Origin of the sequence: Hydrogenophaga sp. BPS33, from assembly GCF_009859475.1 — a bacterium.
Lineage (GTDB): Bacteria > Pseudomonadota > Gammaproteobacteria > Burkholderiales > Burkholderiaceae_C > Hydrogenophaga.
In genome coordinates this window covers 444,914-460,370 of the sequence record NZ_CP044549.1, presented here as the reverse complement: position 1 = coordinate 460,370, position 15,457 = coordinate 444,914, and the positions used below count along the sequence as shown (strand labels likewise).

General features: G+C 65.6%; 14 protein-coding genes. 8 read left to right on the top strand and 6 right to left on the bottom strand.

The features are described 5' to 3' along the window. The first annotated feature begins 2 nt into the window (after nucleotides 1-2). Genes wbjC through F9K07_RS02055 form a run of 6 tightly spaced genes read left to right on the top strand, consistent with a single transcriptional unit; the run spans nucleotide 3 to nucleotide 7,072 of the window. Nucleotides 3-1,130: a UDP-2-acetamido-2,6-beta-L-arabino-hexul-4-ose reductase gene (gene wbjC, locus F9K07_RS02080; RefSeq protein WP_159588915.1), complete on the top strand. Its 1,128-nt coding sequence runs from the start codon at nucleotides 3-5 to the stop codon at nucleotides 1,128-1,130. 21 nt (nucleotides 1,131-1,151) lie between these two features. Then, nucleotides 1,152-2,291, top strand: a complete 1,140-nt coding sequence (wecB, locus tag F9K07_RS02075) for a non-hydrolyzing UDP-N-acetylglucosamine 2-epimerase (RefSeq protein ID WP_159588913.1) — start codon at nucleotides 1,152-1,154, stop codon at nucleotides 2,289-2,291. Between the two features lie 12 nt (nucleotides 2,292-2,303). Next, nucleotides 2,304-3,548, top strand: a complete 1,245-nt coding sequence (locus tag F9K07_RS02070) for a glycosyltransferase family 4 protein (RefSeq protein ID WP_159588911.1) — start codon at nucleotides 2,304-2,306, stop codon at nucleotides 3,546-3,548. Next, entirely contained in the window at nucleotides 3,545-4,495 is a 951-nt protein-coding gene (locus tag F9K07_RS02065) for a UDP-glucose 4-epimerase family protein (RefSeq protein ID WP_159588909.1), read from the top strand. Before F9K07_RS02070 ends, F9K07_RS02065 begins: the two co-directional genes overlap by 4 nt. Continuing rightward, nucleotides 4,492-5,052 (top strand): sugar transferase, encoded by a 561-nt coding sequence (locus F9K07_RS02060; RefSeq protein ID WP_159588907.1) that lies wholly within the window; start codon nucleotides 4,492-4,494, stop codon nucleotides 5,050-5,052. The genes F9K07_RS02065 and F9K07_RS02060 overlap by 4 nt, the downstream gene beginning before the upstream one ends. A gap of 16 nt (nucleotides 5,053-5,068) precedes the next feature. After that, nucleotides 5,069-7,072 carry a polysaccharide biosynthesis protein gene (locus F9K07_RS02055; RefSeq protein WP_159588905.1) on the top strand — a complete coding sequence of 668 codons (2,004 nt, stop codon included), beginning with the start codon at nucleotides 5,069-5,071 and terminating at the stop codon, nucleotides 7,070-7,072. 214 nt (nucleotides 7,073-7,286) lie between these two features. On the opposite strand, the gene F9K07_RS02050 is transcribed toward F9K07_RS02055, so the two are convergent. Continuing rightward, nucleotides 7,287-8,546, bottom strand: a complete 1,260-nt coding sequence (locus F9K07_RS02050) for a HAMP domain-containing sensor histidine kinase (RefSeq protein WP_159588903.1) — start codon at nucleotides 8,544-8,546, stop codon at nucleotides 7,287-7,289. Then, the gene (locus F9K07_RS02045) at nucleotides 8,543-9,259 is read right to left on the bottom strand and encodes a response regulator (RefSeq protein WP_159588901.1); all 717 of its coding nucleotides are present in this window, start codon (nucleotides 9,257-9,259) and stop codon (nucleotides 8,543-8,545) included. Before F9K07_RS02045 ends, F9K07_RS02050 begins: the two co-directional genes overlap by 4 nt. A 90-nt stretch (nucleotides 9,260-9,349) precedes the next feature. Between F9K07_RS02045 and F9K07_RS02040 the strand changes: the two genes are divergently transcribed. Further along, the gene (locus F9K07_RS02040; RefSeq protein ID WP_159588899.1) at nucleotides 9,350-10,888 is read left to right on the top strand and encodes a class I adenylate-forming enzyme family protein; all 1,539 of its coding nucleotides are present in this window, start codon (nucleotides 9,350-9,352) and stop codon (nucleotides 10,886-10,888) included. Nucleotides 10,889-10,891: 3 nt separating this feature from the next. On the opposite strand, the gene F9K07_RS02035 is transcribed toward F9K07_RS02040, so the two are convergent. Beyond that, entirely contained in the window at nucleotides 10,892-12,277 is a 1,386-nt protein-coding gene (locus tag F9K07_RS02035; protein WP_159588897.1) for an AmpG family muropeptide MFS transporter, read from the bottom strand. Between the two features lie 72 nt (nucleotides 12,278-12,349). On the opposite strand from F9K07_RS02035, the gene F9K07_RS02030 reads away from it, so the two are divergent. Next, the gene (locus tag F9K07_RS02030; RefSeq protein ID WP_159588895.1) at nucleotides 12,350-13,222 is read left to right on the top strand and encodes a M48 family metallopeptidase; all 873 of its coding nucleotides are present in this window, start codon (nucleotides 12,350-12,352) and stop codon (nucleotides 13,220-13,222) included. Between the two features lie 14 nt (nucleotides 13,223-13,236). On the opposite strand, the gene F9K07_RS02025 is transcribed toward F9K07_RS02030, so the two are convergent. Genes F9K07_RS02025 through F9K07_RS02015 form a run of 3 tightly spaced genes read right to left on the bottom strand, consistent with a single transcriptional unit; the run spans nucleotide 13,237 to nucleotide 15,398 of the window. Beyond that, entirely contained in the window at nucleotides 13,237-14,328 is a 1,092-nt protein-coding gene (locus F9K07_RS02025) for a Gfo/Idh/MocA family oxidoreductase (RefSeq protein ID WP_159588893.1), read from the bottom strand. Next, entirely contained in the window at nucleotides 14,261-14,995 is a 735-nt protein-coding gene (locus F9K07_RS02020) for a class I SAM-dependent methyltransferase (RefSeq protein WP_159588891.1), read from the bottom strand. Before F9K07_RS02020 ends, F9K07_RS02025 begins: the two co-directional genes overlap by 68 nt. After that, nucleotides 14,982-15,398, bottom strand: a complete 417-nt coding sequence (locus F9K07_RS02015; protein ID WP_159588889.1) for a GtrA family protein — start codon at nucleotides 15,396-15,398, stop codon at nucleotides 14,982-14,984. Before F9K07_RS02015 ends, F9K07_RS02020 begins: the two co-directional genes overlap by 14 nt. Nucleotides 15,399-15,457 lie beyond the last annotated feature (59 nt).

The window sequence follows — 15,457 nt, the reverse complement described above, 5'->3', positions numbered from 1 at the left end:
GCATGAAGGTGCTGATCACCGGCGCCAACGGCTTCATTGGCAAGAACCTGCAACTCCACCTGCGCGAGCGTCCGGGTGTGGAAGTGGTGCGCTTCGGGCGCGAGCACTCGCCCGCGCAGTTGCCAGACATGCTGCGCGGCGTGGACACCGTGTTCCACCTGGCGGGTGTGAACCGGCCACAGGACCCTGCCGAGTTCGCCCACGGCAATGCAGATCTGACCCAGGCGCTGTGCGACGCCGTGATCGCCGTCGCGCAGGCAGAAGGTCGCCCGATCAACGTGCTGTTCACGTCGTCGACCCAAGCGGCTGCGGACTCTCCCTATGGCCGCAGCAAGCGCGCTGCCGAGGACGCCATGCAACGGGCCGGACAGCATCCGCTGGTGCACGCGCATGTGTTCCGCTTGCCCAACGTGTTCGGCAAATGGTGCCGGCCGAACTACAACTCCGCTGTCGCCACCTTCTGCCACAACATCGCCCGGGATTTACCGATCCGGGTGCACGATGCGCAAGCGCCGATGACCCTGGTCTACATCGACGATGTGCTGCAGTGCTTTCTCCAGATCATGGACGGTGCCGATGCCATGTCGGGTCCGGACGGCTTCTCCACGGTGCAGCCGCAGTACACGACAACGGTAGGCGACATCGCACAGCAGATACAGGCTTTCCACCGCAGCCGCGAAACACTTGTGACGGAGCGGGTGGGCACCGGTCTGGTTCGTGCGCTGTATGCCACGTACGTGAGCTACCTGCCGATCGAGTCGTTCGCGTATACCGTGCCTCGCCACGTAGACCAACGCGGCATGTTCGTGGAGATGCTCAAGACCCCCGATGCGGGTCAGTTCTCGTTCTTCACCGCGCATGCGGGGATCACGCGCGGCGGGCACTACCACCACAGCAAGACCGAGAAGTTTCTGGTCATCAAGGGGCAGGCACTCTTCCGCTTCCGCCACATGCAAAGCGGGCAGACACACGAACTGGTCACCACCGGAGAAGCGCCGCAGATCGTCGAAACCGTGCCGGGCTGGACGCACGACATCACGAATACGGGCTCCGACGAGATGGTGGTCATGCTCTGGGCCAACGAGATCTTCGACCGTAGCCGCCCCGACACGTACAACTGCCCGATCTGACGGGCCTTGAAAGAATTCGAGATGACTCCCAAGAAGCTCAAGGTCATGACCGTACTGGGCACCCGCCCGGAAATCATCCGCCTCTCGCGGGTGCTGGCCCAACTGGACAAGCACTGCGAGCATGTGCTGGTACACACCGGTCAGAACTACGACTACGAACTCAATCAGGTCTTCTTCGACGACCTCGGCATCCGCAAACCCGACCATTTCCTCAACAGCGCCACGAATGCGGCCAGCGCGGCAGAAACCATTGGCAACCTGATCGGCGCGGTCGACCGCGTGCTGTTGCAGGAGCAACCGGACGCCATGCTGGTGCTGGGAGACACCAACAGCTGCCTCTCCGTCATCCCGGCGAAAAAGCGCAAAGTGCCGATCTTCCATATGGAGGCCGGCAACCGCTGCTTCGACCAGCGCGTGCCCGAAGAAACCAACCGTCGTATCGTGGACCACACCGCCGACATCAACCTGACCTACAGCTCAATCGCCCGCGAATACCTGCTGCGCGAAGGCCTGCCACCGGACCAGGTGATCAAGACCGGCAGTCCGATGTACGAGGTACTCACGCACTACCGCCCCCGTATCGAGGCCTCCGGCGTGCTGCCGCGCCTGGGTTTGGAGAAAGCGCGTTACTTCGTGGTCAGTGCGCACCGCGAGGAGAACATCGAACCGGAGGTGAGTTTCCACAAACTTGTTGCGGTGCTCAACGGCTTGGCCGAGCTCTATGCGTTGCCCGTCATCGTCTCCACGCATCCGCGTACGCAAAAGCGCATTGATGCGCTGGGTGTGCGCTTTCACGACCGTGTTCAACTGCTCAAGCCCATGGGCTTCATGGACTACAACCATCTGCAGTTGAACGCCAAGGCCGTGCTGTCGGACAGCGGCACCATCTCGGAGGAATCCTCCATCCTCAACTTCCCGGCCCTGAACATCCGCGAGGCACACGAGCGGCCCGAAGGCATGGAAGAGGCCGCGGTGATGATGGTCGGCCTGGAGCTCGAGCGCGTGTTGCAGGCGTTGGCCATTCTCGAATCCCAGCCCAGGGGACAGGAACGTCTGATCCGACTGGTGGCCGACTACAGCATGCCCAATGTCTCGGACAAGGTGATCCGCATCCTGCACAGCTACACCGACTATGTGAACCGTGTCGTCTGGAAGAAGTGAGCCGGGCGCGTCGTGAAAATCCTTGTCGTCAGCCAGTATTTCTGGCCTGAGAATTTCCGGATCAACGATCTCGTGAAGGAATGGCTGGGACGCGGACATGAGGTCACCGTGCTCACCGGCAAGCCGAACTACCCGGGCGGTCAGGTGTTCCCCGAATTCGCCAGCGACCCGACGACGTTCGGCCACTTCGAAGGCGCGAAGATTCACCGGGTACCCATGTTGACTCGCTCCCAAGGTGCTCTGCGCTTGGTGCTCAACTACCTAAGCTTCGTGTTGGGCGCCTGTATATGGGGACCGTGGCATCTACGAGGCGATCGCTTCGACGTGGTCTTTGTGTTCGAACCATCGCCTATCACCGTGGGCATTCCTGCGGTGCTTCTAGGCAAGCTCAAGCGCGCGCCCGTGGTCTTGTGGGTGCTGGACCTCTGGCCCGAAACCTTGGCAGCGGTGGGGGTTGTACGCTCTCCGCACCTCTTGCGTCTGGTCGGCCATCTGGTGAGCTTCATCTACAACCGCTGTGCGCTGGTGCTGGGCCAGTCGCGCGCTTTCCTGGGCAGTATCGCCCGCTATTGTCGCGATGGATCGAAAATCCGCTACTTCCCGAGCTGGGCGGAAAACCTGTTCCAACAGACCGACGTACCCAAGGCGCCGGAGGTGCCCGAGGCGGAGAACATCTTTACCATTGTGTTCGCAGGCAACGTGGGCGATGCGCAAGACTTCCCCGCCATTCTGGATGCGGCCGAGCGTCTGCGCGATCACGACGGCGTGCGCTGGTTGATCGTGGGGGATGGCCGGCGCTCGGCGTGGGTCAGAGACGAGGTTGTGCGTCGAAGGCTGGGGCACCGCGTGTTCCTGATCGGCCGCTTCCCGGTCGAGCGCATGCCATCGTTTTACGCGCACGCCGACGCGCTCATCGCATCGCTCAAACCCGACCCGACCTTCAGCATGACGATCCCGGGCAAAGTGCAGTCGTATCTGCTGGCGGGTAAACCCATTCTGGGCATGCTGGATGGCGAAGGAGCTGCGGCCATCGAAAGCGCCGGAGCCGGCCTGGTGTGCCCCGCCGGCGATGCGCGAGGCCTGGCCCGGGCGGTCGAAAAGATGGCCGCGATGACACCCGCCGAACGGCACGCCATGGGCGCCCGCGGCCGACAGTTTGCCGAACAAGAATTCGATCGAGCACGCCTGATGGATCGGCTGCTGGACTTCTTCGCCGAAGTGAGCCCGGCCGATGCCCCACGGAGGGGCCCGCGATGACGCTGTTGGTCACCGGTGCAAATGGCTTCGTGGGTAAAGCGCTGTGCCGGGAGGCCATGGCGCGCGACATGTTGGTGCGCGCCGCCCAGCGCGACCCGGTATCGGTGCAGGACGACGTCGACACCGTGTCCGTGGGCGCCATCCACGCGCAAACGCCATGGGCCGAGGCGCTACGGGACGTGCGCACAGTCCTCCACACCGCAGCCCGCGTGCATGTCATGCACGACCCCGCCAGCGATCCGCTCTCAGCGTTTCGCGAGACCAACACGAACGGTACGCTGCATCTGGCGCGCCAGGCTGCGCAGGCCGGCGTGCGCCGCTTCGTCTTCGTCAGTTCCATCAAGGTCAACGGCGAACACACCACACCCGGCCGCCGCTTCTCCGCCCACGACAGCCCCGCCCCCCAGGACCCCTACGGCATCTCCAAACACGAAGCCGAAGAAGGCCTGCGCCAGATCGCGCGCGAAACCGGCCTGGAAGTGGTCATCGTTCGCCCGCCCCTGGTCTACGGCCCCGGGGTCAAGGCCAACTTCGCCAGCCTCTTGCGTGCCGTGCGGCGCGGCCTTCCTCTGCCACTGGGCGCGGCTACGGACAACCAGCGCAGCCTGGTCGCGCTCGACAACCTCGTCGACCTGCTCATCACCTGCATCGACCACGCCGCCGCCGCGAACCAGACCTTTCTGGTCAGCGATGGCGAAGACCTCTCCACCGCCGACCTGGTTCGCCGCATGGGCAAGGCCCTGGGCACACCGGCCCGCCTGCTGCCGGTGCCGACAAGCCTGCTCAAACTGGGTGCCACAGCCTTGGGCAAAGGCGACGTCGCTCAACGCCTGCTCGGCAACCTCCAAGTCGACATCGCCCACACCCGCGACACGTTGGGCTGGGCGCCACCCATCGGCGTCGACGAAGGTCTTCGCCGCGCCGCTGCCCCTCAGGTGTCTCGATGAAACGCCTCTTCGATCTGCTCCTGGCCCTGTGCGCCGCCGCCGTGTTGCTGGTACCCGTGGTGCTGGTGGCCCTCGCGGTGCGGCTCACCTCGCCCGGCCCTGCCCTGTACTGGAGCGACCGCGTCGGCCGCCGCAACCGCGTCTTCAAAATGCCCAAGTTCCGCAGCATGCGCGTGGACACCCCAGCCGTGGCCACCCACCTGCTGACCGATCCGGGCCAGTACCTCACGCCCATCGGGTCCTTCCTGCGCAAGAGCAGCCTGGACGAGCTGCCCCAACTCTGGAGCATTCTCAAAGGCGACATGAGCTTCGTCGGGCCTCGCCCTGCCCTGTTCAACCAGGACGATCTGATCGCGCTGCGCACCGAACTAGGGGTGCACGAACTCGTGCCCGGGCTCACTGGGTGGGCCCAGGTGAACGGACGCGACGAGCTGCCGATTCCCCAGAAAGTGGCACTGGATGCAGAATACCTGCGCCGCCAGTCCGTGCTCTTCGACCTGCACATTCTCTGGATGACGTTCGTCAAAGTGCTGCGCCGCGACGGCGTGACCCACTGAAAAAATACAAACCACAATGAACACAAGGGACAACAGCCACAGCGCCGCTGCAGCCACGCTCCTTCACATGCCGCGCATGGCCAAGCGCCTGTTCGCGGTGGCGGTGGATGTGGCCCTGTGCGCGCTCACCGTCTGGCTGGCGCTCTGCCTGCGCCTGGAACACTGGGTGCGCCTCACGCCCACGCACCTGCTGGCCATCATGGGCTCGGTGCTCATGGCCCTGCCGCTGTTCATCCGTTTCGGCCTGTACCGCGCCATCTTCCGCTATGCGGGCTGGAACGCCATGGTCAATCTGGGCCAGGCGATGGTGTTGTACGCGCTGTTCTATGCCACGGTCTTCACCGTGATCGGGATTGCGGGCGTGCCGCGCACCGTGGGCGTGATCCAGCCGCTGCTGCTGCTGGTGGCCGTCGGGTTCAGCCGCGTCGTGGTGCGGTATTGGCTCGGGGGCTTGTACCGCACGATGCTGCAGCGCGAGCACCTGCCCGGCATCCTGATCTACGGTGCCGGTCAGTCCGGCAGACAGTTGGCCGCCGCGCTGGCGCGCAGCAGCGAGCAACGCCTGCTCGGCTTTCTCGACGACGACGACCAGCTGCAAGGCAACAGCCTCGACGGCCGCACGGTGTACGACCCGATCGAGCTGGTACAACTGATCCCCAACCTGGGCGTCACGGACGTGTTGCTGGCCCTGCCCAGAATCACCCGGGAACGCCGCCTGGAGATTCTCGAAGCCCTGCGCCAGTACCCGGTGCGCGTGCGCACGCTGCCCACCATGTCAGACCTCGCATCCGGGCGCGTCGCCATGAGCGACGTGCAGGAGCTCGATGTCGAAGACTTGCTCGGACGCGAACCCGTCACACCCGACACCGCCCTGCTCACACGGCTGATCCGCGGCAAGGTGGTGGCCGTCACCGGGGCGGGGGGCAGCATCGGCAGCGAGCTGTGCCGCCAGATCGCCCGGTGCCAGCCGCACACCTTGCTGCTCGTCGAGAACAGCGAGTTCGCGCTCTACCAGATCCACCGCGAACTGACCGCACTGCTGGACCAGGACAGCGATCTGCTGCAAGCAGACGAGGATGCCGCGAACATGGCGGCATCGAACACCGTGCAGTTGGTGCCCCTGCTGGCCTCTGTGCAGGACGAAGCCCGCATGCTGCAGATCCTGCAGGCCTGGCGGCCCGAAACCGTCTACCACGCCGCCGCCTACAAGCACGTGCCGCTGGTGGAGCACAACCCCGTGCAAGGCTTGCGCAACAACGTCTGGGGCACCTGGGTGTGCGCACGCGCCGCACAGGCCGCCGGCGCATCCCACTTCGTCCTGATCAGCACCGACAAGGCCGTGCGCCCCACCAACGTGATGGGCGCGAGCAAGCGCCTGGCCGAAATGGTGCTGCAAGCTCTCGCGGCCGAGCCGGACAGCGGCACGACCTTCGCCATGGTGCGCTTTGGCAACGTGCTGGGCTCCAGCGGTTCGGTGGTGCCGTTGTTTCGGGAGCAGATCCGCGACGGCGGGCCGGTCACCCTCACGCACCCCGACATCACGCGCTACTTCATGACCATTCCCGAGGCCGCGCAACTGGTGATCCAGGCCGGGGCAATGGCGCATGGCGGCGATGTGTTCGTGCTCGACATGGGCGAGCCGGTGCGCATCATCGACCTCGCACAGCGCATGGTGGAGCTCTCGGGCCTGCAGGTGAAGACCGCGCAGAATCCCACGGGCGACATCGAAATCCAGATCACCGGACTGCGCCCCGGCGAGAAGCTCTACGAAGAGCTGCTGATCGGCGACAACCCACAGCCCACGCAACACAAGCGCATCATGAAGGCGCAGGAGGACTGCCTGCCCTGGCCGTCGCTGCAAAACCGGTTGGCCTCGCTCGAAGAGGCCATGGTGCGCAACGATGGGGCGGCCGTGCGCGCCATGCTGCAGGCCTGCGTGCAGGGCTACCAGCCCACCGGAGAGGTGGTGGATTTCGTGCACTCGTCCCTCAACAGCAGTCCGACGCCGCTGCAAGCCTGAGAGGGCATGCGCACAAAAAAGAGCCACCCTGCGGGTGGCCCGAAATGTCCTTGAGGACGTCGTTGGAGAACAGATTCGAGTGCGGGTCTAGGTCTCGGTCGTCGCCGAACATGTTCCGGCCGGCGTTGTGACAGCAACGGGTGTCATTGTGCGCCGCATCATGCGTTTCGACCATCCCCCATTTGTGGGAAGGATGGGCCACACGGAGCGCCGGTCAGATCGGCAACCGCACCACGAACCGCGCACCACCGCCGGGCCGGTCTTCGCAGTGCACCGTGCCACCATGGCGCTCCACGATCGTTTTCACCAGCGACAAGCCCAGGCCCACACCCCCTTCGCGTTCGCTGGCGCCCGGCAAGCGGTAGAAAGGCTCAAAGATGCGCTCGCGCTGATCGGGGGGCACGCCAGCGCCGTGGTCTTCCACCCAGAGCGTGGCCCGGTCTGCATCACCCCGGCCGGTGGCGGTGCTCGGCGCCAGAATGCTCAAGCGCACCTGCGCATCACCACCTTCCACCGCGTTCGCGGAACCGCCGTAGCGGCGGGCATTCTCCAGCAGGTTGCGCAGCACCCGGCGCAACAGGCGCGCCTGGCCTTGCACCAGCAGCGGCGCGGCGCCCGGCGCGATGTCCAGGTCCGCGCCGGTGCGCGCGCACTCTTCCGCGGCCAGGCCCACCAGGTCGACTTCTTCGATCGGCCCGAGCGCCGAGGCGTCGCGCGCATCGCGCAGGTCCAGCCGGCTGGCCAGCAGGATCTCGTCGATGAGCTGGTCCAGTTCATCAATGCTGCGCACGATCTCCGCACGCTGCGCGGCGCTGGCGCCGTCCTTGCCCAGCAGCTCCAGGCCCATGCGGATGCGCGTAAGCGGCGAGCGCAGTTCGTGCGACGCGTTGGCCAACAAGGCCTTGTGCGATTGCACGAGGGTCTGCACGCGCTCCGCGGCCGCGTTGAACCGGGTCGCCAGGAAGGCCACCTCGTCCTGCCCGCCCATGGGCAGTCGCGTGGACAGGTCGCCGTCGCCCCAACGCTCCACGCCCTTCTGCAAGGCCTCCAGGCGCTTGGTCAGGCGGCGCACGATCGGGTAGGCGCCGAGCGCCACCGCCGAAGCCACCAGCCCCAGGAGCCAGGCAAAGCCGGTCGGTGTCTGCAGCCACTCGGGCGCACGGCGGCCAGGATTGGAAGCAGGCCGGCCGGAGCGCGGCAGCAACACGTAGATCGTCTGCCCACTTTTCAAAGGAACTTCGAATTCCCAACCCTCCCCCGGGATGGTCACCGCCCGAGCGGGCGCCTCGCCCAGAACCTCACGCGCGCCATCGCGCACGACGATCGTGCGCGTGATGCGCGCCTCGCGCTCGGCACGGTCTTCGTCCAGCGCCTGCTGCCACAACCAGCCCACGACCAGCGTGAGCACGGTCACGGCCGCCACCACGGCGAGCCAGATGCGCACGTACAAGCGGGAGCCGAAGAGACTGCTCATTCCTGCTGCTTGGCAAACACGTAGCCCACACCGCGCACGGTGAGGATGCGCTTGGGGTCCTTGCTGTCGACTTCGATGGCGTTGCGGATGCGGCCGATGTGCACGTCGATCGAGCGGTCGAAGGCCTCGAGCTCGCGGCCGCGCACCGCCTCCATGATCTGGTCGCGCGTGAGCACACGCCCGGCGCGCTCGGCCATGGCCACCAGCAGGTCGAACTGGTAGGACGTGAGTTCGCACAGCTGGGCGGCCACCTGCACGGTGCGCGCATCGCGGTCGATCTCCAGCGAGCCGAAGCGCAAGACCGGCGTGGTCCGCGTCGGGCTGCTCTGGCCGTTTTCGCCGCGCCGGCGCAGCACGGCGCGCACGCGCGCCAGCAATTCGCGTGGCTCGAACGGTTTGGGCAGGTAGTCGTCCGCACCGAGCTCCAGACCGATGATGCGGTCCATCGGGTCGCCCTTGGCGGTCAGCATGAGCACCGGCACGCGCGCGGCGTCTCCAGGCAGGGAGCGGATGCGCCGGCACACCTCCAGGCCATCCATGCCCGGCATCATCAGGTCCAGGATGACCAGCTCGGGCTGGATCAACGTCAGTTGCTCCAGGCCCTGTTGACCGTCGCTGGCGTGCGTCACCTCGAAGCCGGACTGGCCGAGGTACTCCACCACCATCTGCGCCAGTCGGCTGTCGTCTTCAATCATCAGCAGGGGAGAGGTCATGGCATTCAGTGTAGCGGCGACATGCGCCGGAAGGACGCATCGTGTCAGCGGTGTGTGAATCGGACTTCGGGCTCGCGTAAAGTGATGTAAATGTCCGCGCCCTGGCCCTCCCCATTCCCAGTGCCGCCCGCGCCGAGCCTGCACGCGTTGCTGCGCCAGATGGCACGCGATCGCGCGCAGGCCACGGTGCTGCGCTGGCACGATCCCGCAGGCCCTGCGCGGGGCACGGCGTGGTCCCGCCTGACGTTCGCCGAACTCGACCAACGTGCCGACGCGATCGCACACGCGCTCACGCACCGCCACGGCCTTCGCGAGAGCGACCGCGTGGCCTGGCTGGGCCTGAACCACCCGGCCCAGATCGCACTGCTGTTCGCGCTCGCGCGCGTGGGCGCGATGCTCGTGCCACTGAACCACCGCCTCTCGCCGGCCGAGTGGGCCACCGTGCTGCAAGACAGCAGCCCTCAACTGCTGGTGCACGACGACACGCTGCAGCCGTCCGCCCGGGCATTGGCATCGCACACGAACACGCGCGTGCTGTCGGTGCACGAACTGCCCATCGATGGCGAGAGCCCGATCAACGCCACCGGCACGGCTGACCACCCCGCCCTGCTGGTCTACACCTCTGGCACCACCGGCACCCCCAAGGGCGCGGTGCACACCCAGGCCCACTTGCTGGCCAACATGGCCATCGCCGCGCAGGCGCAGGGCATGCACGCGAGCGACACCGTGCTCACCGTGCTGCCGCTCTTTCACGTGGGCGGCCTGTGCATCCAGACCCTGCCCGCGCTCGCCGTGGGCGCACAAGTGCTGCTGCACGCGCGCTTCGACCCGACCGCGACCTTGCAAGCGATCGGGGTCGAACGCCCCACGCTCACGCTCCAGGTGCCGGCCACCTTGCAAGCATTGACCACCCACCCGGGCTGGCCGGGCACCGACCTCTCCAGCCTGCGCGCGATCTGGGCCGGCTCCAGCCTGCTGCCCGCCACGCTGATCGAGGCGTGCCACGCACGCGGCGTGCCGGTGTGCAACGTGTACGGCAGCACCGAAACCGGCCCGTTTTCCATCGCACTGCCCGCCACCCATGCCGCGAGCCACCTCGGTTCGTGCGGTTGGCCCGCGCCCGGCGTACACGCGAGCTTGCGCGACGTGCACGAACAACCGGTCGCCGAAGGCGCCGTGGGCGAGGTATGGGTGCGCGCGCCCAACGTGGTGCGGCGCTACTGGCCCGATGTGCCGGCGTGCGATGCCGATGGCTTCTTCCACACCGGCGACCTGGCGCAGCAAGCGGCCGATGGCAGCTTCACCATCGTCGGCCGGGCCAAGGACATGTTGATCTCCGGTGGCGAGAACATTTACCCGGCCGAGATCGAGAACCTGCTGGCGCAACACCCCTGGGTGGCCGAATGCGCCGTCATCGGCCAGCCCGATGCGCGCTGGGGCGAGGTGGTGGTGGCGGTGGTCGTGCTGCACGCCGCCGCGGGTACGGATTGGACGGATGCCTTGCGCAATTTTCTGGACGGCCGCCTGGCGCGCTACAAATGGCCGCGCCGTTGGCACCGCGTAAATGCCTTGCCCCGGACCGCCTTGGGCAAGGTGCAGAAGTCGGCGCTTCCCGCTCTGCTGCCCTGAGTCTTAGGCTTTCGGATCCACCGGGGCCCAGCGCCCGGCCAGCCAGATCAGCAGCAGCACCGGCACGCCCAGACAGGCCGTGGCCATGAAGAAGGTGGGGTAGTCGTAAGCGTCGACGAACGCGCCCGAGTAGCCCGCGAGCCACTTCGGTGCGAGCAGCATCATGGAGCTGAACAACGCGTATTGCGTGGCCGAATACTGCACGTTGGTGAGGCCGGAGAGATAGGCGATGAAGGCCGCCGAGGCCACGCCAGCGCTCAGGTTGTCGGCCGAGATCACCAGCACCAGCGCGGTGAGGTCGTGCCCGTGGCCCGCCAGCCAGGCAAACAGCAGATTGCTTGCGGCCGACAGCACGGCGCCCAGCATGAGCACGCGCATCACGCCCAGGCGCAGCGACATCGCGCCGCCGATGAAGGCGCCCACCAGCGTCATGATCACGCCAAACACCTTGGTGACGGCGGCCACCTCGTCCTTGGTGTAGCCCATGTCGACGTAGAACGGGTTGGCCATGATGCCCATCACCACATCGCTGATGCGGTAGATGCCGATCAGCGCCAGGATCAACAGCGCCTGCTTGCCATAGCGCCGCAGGAAGTCGGCAAACGGTTCGATCAGCGCGCCGCGCAACCAGTAGGCGGCATTCTTCGCCGGTGGCAAGGCCACGCGAGCCGGCTCGCGCGAGAACAGCACCGTCAGCACGCCGACCAGCATGCTCGCTGCCATCACCAGGTAGGCCGTGGTCCATGCGGCTTGCTGGTACAGCGCACCCGCCACCGTGCCCGCTGCCGCCGCGGGTGCCACCTCAGCGCGCGCGGCGATCCACAACACGCCAGCACCGGCCCAGATCATGGCCAGGCGGTAGCCGGTCTGGTAGGTCGCGGCCAGCGCGCCCTGGTGGCGCGTGTCGGCCGATTCGATGCGGAAGGCATCGAGCGCGATGTCTTGCGTGGCCGAGGCGAAGGCCACCGCCAATGCGCACCACACCACGAGCTTGAGTTCGCTGCGGGGATCGGCCAAGGCCATGCCCACCAACGCCGCCATGACGCAGCACTGCGAGAGCAGCAGCCAGCTGCGCCGGCGGCCCATCCAGCGCGTGAGCAGCGGAATGGGCAGACGGTCGACCAAGGGTGCCCAGCACCACTTGAAGCCATAGGCCAGGCCGACCCAGCTCAGATAGCCGATGGTGGTGCGGTCCAGCCCGGCTTCGCGCAGGCGAAAGCTCAGCGTGCCCAGCACCAGCAGCAAGGGCAGGCCGGCCGAGAACCCGAGCGCGAACATGCGCAGGCTGGCCGGCTCCAGGTAGACGCGCAGGGTCTCGCCCCAACTGGGTCGCGCCGCTGCGTCGGCCGGCGTCGTGGCGTTGTCCTGCGAGGGCTGGGCTGGTGGCATGGGAGAGAAGAAAATTGGAAATGGGCCGCGCAACGGATGGGCAAAGCCATGGGCTTTGTCTATTATTCACGCATGTGCTTTCTCTGCGACCTGAAGTCCCCCGCCCCCGTCCAACCCGACGCACAGCCCGAGCACGTGTGGACGGCGCGGCGCGGTTTTCTATTGGCGGGCACCGCCGCCGCTGCGGGTGCAGCCCTGCCGGCCCTGGCCCAGGTCAACGTGGGCGAAGGCTCCACGCTGCGCAACCTGGTGCCGGCCGAAGAGCTGGAGAAAGCTGCGGGCCAGCAGTATGGGCAGATGATGGCCGAGGCCGAGTCCAAGAAGCTGCTCATGCCAGCCAGCAACCCGCAAGTGCAGCGCCTGCAGACCATCGCGCGCCGCATCATTCCGCACTCGGCGCAATGGAACTCGCGCGCCAAGGACTGGAAGTGGGAAGTCAACCTGGTCAAGAGCGACCAAGTCAATGCGTTCTGCATGCCCGGCGGCAAGATCGCGTTTTACACCGGCATCCTCGACAAACTCGGTCTGAGCGATGACGAGACGGCGATGATCATGGGCCATGAAATGGCGCATGCCTTGCGCGAACACGCCCGTTCGCGCGTGGCCAAGAGCAATGCCACGGGCATCGGCTTGTCGGTCGTGTCGCAGTTGCTCGGCCTGGGCCAGCTTGGTGACATCGCGGCCAACCTGGGCACGCAGCTGCTCACCCTCAAATTCAGCCGCGAAGACGAAACCGAGGCCGATCTGGTGGGGCTGGAACTCGCTGCCCGCTCGGCCTACCAGCCGCGTGCCGCTGTCACGCTGTGGCAGAAGATGACCGCCAATGCCGGTGGCCAGGGCGCCGGCTTCCTCTCCACCCACCCCAGCGGCCCCAACCGCATCCGCGAGCTGGAGGCGAATGTGCCCAAGGTGCAGGGGTTGTACGAGCAGGCGCGTCGGGGCTGAGGCCCTCGCGGCCATCAACGCCGCGAAGATTCCAACGCCATCTGGAGCTGAATCAACGCCTCCAGGAACGAATCTGGATCAGCATGCTGATTGGAAGCGGACCAAGACGCGACGAACGCCCCCCACTCCAGGCGCAGGGTGCTGTTTAAGGGCACAAGCCGCGGGTCCAGTGCGTAAGGTTGCTGGTTCACGAACATGGACGACTGCTTTTCTTGAAAATCGACAACCACCCGATCCGTACCGACACGCATTTCCACGCGACGCTGACGCTCCTGTGACGCCAAATCGAAGTCCATCGTGAAAACACCGGACCTTTGGCCTTCCAAGCGGATGACGCCTGCATTTCCATCCGGCGTCTGGTGCGCGTGAGCAAGATGGAAGCGGTTGCCAGGTGCCAGCGTGTGAAAGATCGAGAAAGCGTGCGGCAGCAGATCGCCTAGAGCATCAACTTCGGCATGCCGGGACTTGGTAGCGCCGTACCGGGCCTCGGAGAGCACGTCATGCCATACCAAGCGGACCTCCAGGCCTGCACGCGTGGCCAATCCCCACGCGTGCACGCACTGGTGCAAGGCCGGCAGGAAGGCAAACTCCGTCCCCACCGCGAGCCGACGCCGGGCTTGCCGCGCGGCCGTCAGCATGTGCCGGGCATTCTCCGAGCAGGTCGACATCGGCTTCTCCACCAGCACGTGCAATCCGCAACGAATTGATTCGAGAACGTCCCTCAGGTGGTCTTGCGGACGGCTGCAGACCACGGCCAGTGCGGTCTGCGGGCGAGATGCCACCGCCTCAGCGATGCTCTCGTGCACGGCCAGCTCGCTACAGCCGGGCTCGCGGGCTGCCCAGTTTCGCACCGCAAACGGATCGGTGCGCGCAGCCATCACAAGTTCCTGGGCGTTGCTCCGAGCACCTGCGATCACCGTGGACCACACCTTCCCCCAGCGGCCGCCTCCCACGATCAGCGTGGGGACGGGTGATGCCGCAAAACGCCAGAAATGAGCGAGTCGGTCGCAAAAGTCATCTGCCATAAGGCTGTCGCGCTCAAGCCGGTGCTTTGACGCCACGCAGATAGTATTGCGCGCCAAAGGGTAGATGTCCGAGGAGAGCATCCAGGCGCTTCAGGAAGGCACTCGAGGGTGGCACCGAAATGATGGTCTTGGTATACAACGCCTGAAACCCGGCCGCTTCAGCCAGCTTTTTCAGTGTCCGTGGTCGCAACAACACTGCGTCCTTGTCGATGTCGCATGTCTTCACCACATATTGCGTGGCGGGGTTGTAGGGGTTGTGCTCGAAGATCAGCAGCAATCCGTTGGGCCTCGTCACCCGGTGGAGCTCTTTCAACAAAGACGCCCACTGCTCTGGCGGCACGTGGTGCATCACGCAGACCGCGAACGTGAGAGCGAACTGCCCATCCGCATAAGGTAAGCGAACACCGTCGAAGGTGGCATACCTCACAAAAGGGTGCTGCGCGGCGGCAACCTGGATGCTCTGCGTCGACACGTCGATGCCGTGCAATTCTCGAAAGCGACCCTTGAGACCACTGTGGTAGGCGCCCACGCCACAGCCAAGGTCCAGGGCATCGACCGCAGAAAGATCTGAGAAATGTTCCTGCGCCAATCGCACGATGTGGTCGCGCTTCAGGTTGACGAAGAACGTATGCTCCATGCCAGTAAAGGCCAGCGTCTGGTCCAGATCATCCCGGTAGCTGGCAGCCACATTGTCGAAATCTTTGGCGACCTGTTCCTGCGTCGGGCCTGGTGCGTCAGTGTTCTTCATGTTGGTTCCCACGTTGAAGCCGCCTCAATCCAGCGGCAAAAACCCAGCCCTTGAATGCAAAGTAGTTGGCGACGGGGATGAGTATGCAGATCAACACCGTCGCGACGACGTAAGGCCATGACAACCGCGTGACAATGAGATGGATCACGACCCAGGACAGGCCGAGACCGGCAATCGAGGTGACGGCGAACCGCGTCATCTGCCCCACGGAATCCTGCTTCACGCCGAAAGTGAACCGGCTCTGCAGAAGATAGGACACCGTCAATGAAGCCAGATAGGCCGATACGGAGCCCCACTGTGGTGACATTCCGATCCAGGCCACAAAGGCATTGGCCAGCACCAAGTAAAACAGGGTGGCCACCAGGCCAGCGGCACCGAAGCGAATGATCCGCGACAACTGCATGCAGTCGACTCAACGCTGACGAGCTGCGGTGGAATCTCTGGCGCAAGCCTGCGCTGAGC

Coding starts and splice junctions, on each gene's coding strand:
- wbjC (WP_159588915.1), top strand. CDS start 3: ATGAAGGTGCTGATCACCGGCGCCAACGGCTTCATTGGCAAGAACCTG.
- wecB (WP_159588913.1), top strand. CDS start 1,152: ATGACTCCCAAGAAGCTCAAGGTCATGACCGTACTGGGCACCCGCCCG.
- F9K07_RS02065 (WP_159588909.1), top strand. CDS start 3,545: ATGACGCTGTTGGTCACCGGTGCAAATGGCTTCGTGGGTAAAGCGCTG.
- F9K07_RS02060 (WP_159588907.1), top strand. CDS start 4,492: ATGAAACGCCTCTTCGATCTGCTCCTGGCCCTGTGCGCCGCCGCCGTG.
- F9K07_RS02055 (WP_159588905.1), top strand. CDS start 5,069: ATGAACACAAGGGACAACAGCCACAGCGCCGCTGCAGCCACGCTCCTT.
- F9K07_RS02050 (WP_159588903.1), bottom strand. CDS start 8,546: ATGAGCAGTCTCTTCGGCTCCCGCTTGTACGTGCGCATCTGGCTCGCC.
- F9K07_RS02045 (WP_159588901.1), bottom strand. CDS start 9,259: ATGACCTCTCCCCTGCTGATGATTGAAGACGACAGCCGACTGGCGCAG.
- F9K07_RS02040 (WP_159588899.1), top strand. CDS start 9,350: ATGTCCGCGCCCTGGCCCTCCCCATTCCCAGTGCCGCCCGCGCCGAGC.
- F9K07_RS02035 (WP_159588897.1), bottom strand. CDS start 12,277: ATGCCACCAGCCCAGCCCTCGCAGGACAACGCCACGACGCCGGCCGAC.
- F9K07_RS02030 (WP_159588895.1), top strand. CDS start 12,350: ATGTGCTTTCTCTGCGACCTGAAGTCCCCCGCCCCCGTCCAACCCGAC.
- F9K07_RS02025 (WP_159588893.1), bottom strand. CDS start 14,328: ATGCTCTCCTCGGACATCTACCCTTTGGCGCGCAATACTATCTGCGTG.
- F9K07_RS02020 (WP_159588891.1), bottom strand. CDS start 14,995: ATGAAGAACACTGACGCACCAGGCCCGACGCAGGAACAGGTCGCCAAA.
- F9K07_RS02015 (WP_159588889.1), bottom strand. CDS start 15,398: ATGCAGTTGTCGCGGATCATTCGCTTCGGTGCCGCTGGCCTGGTGGCC.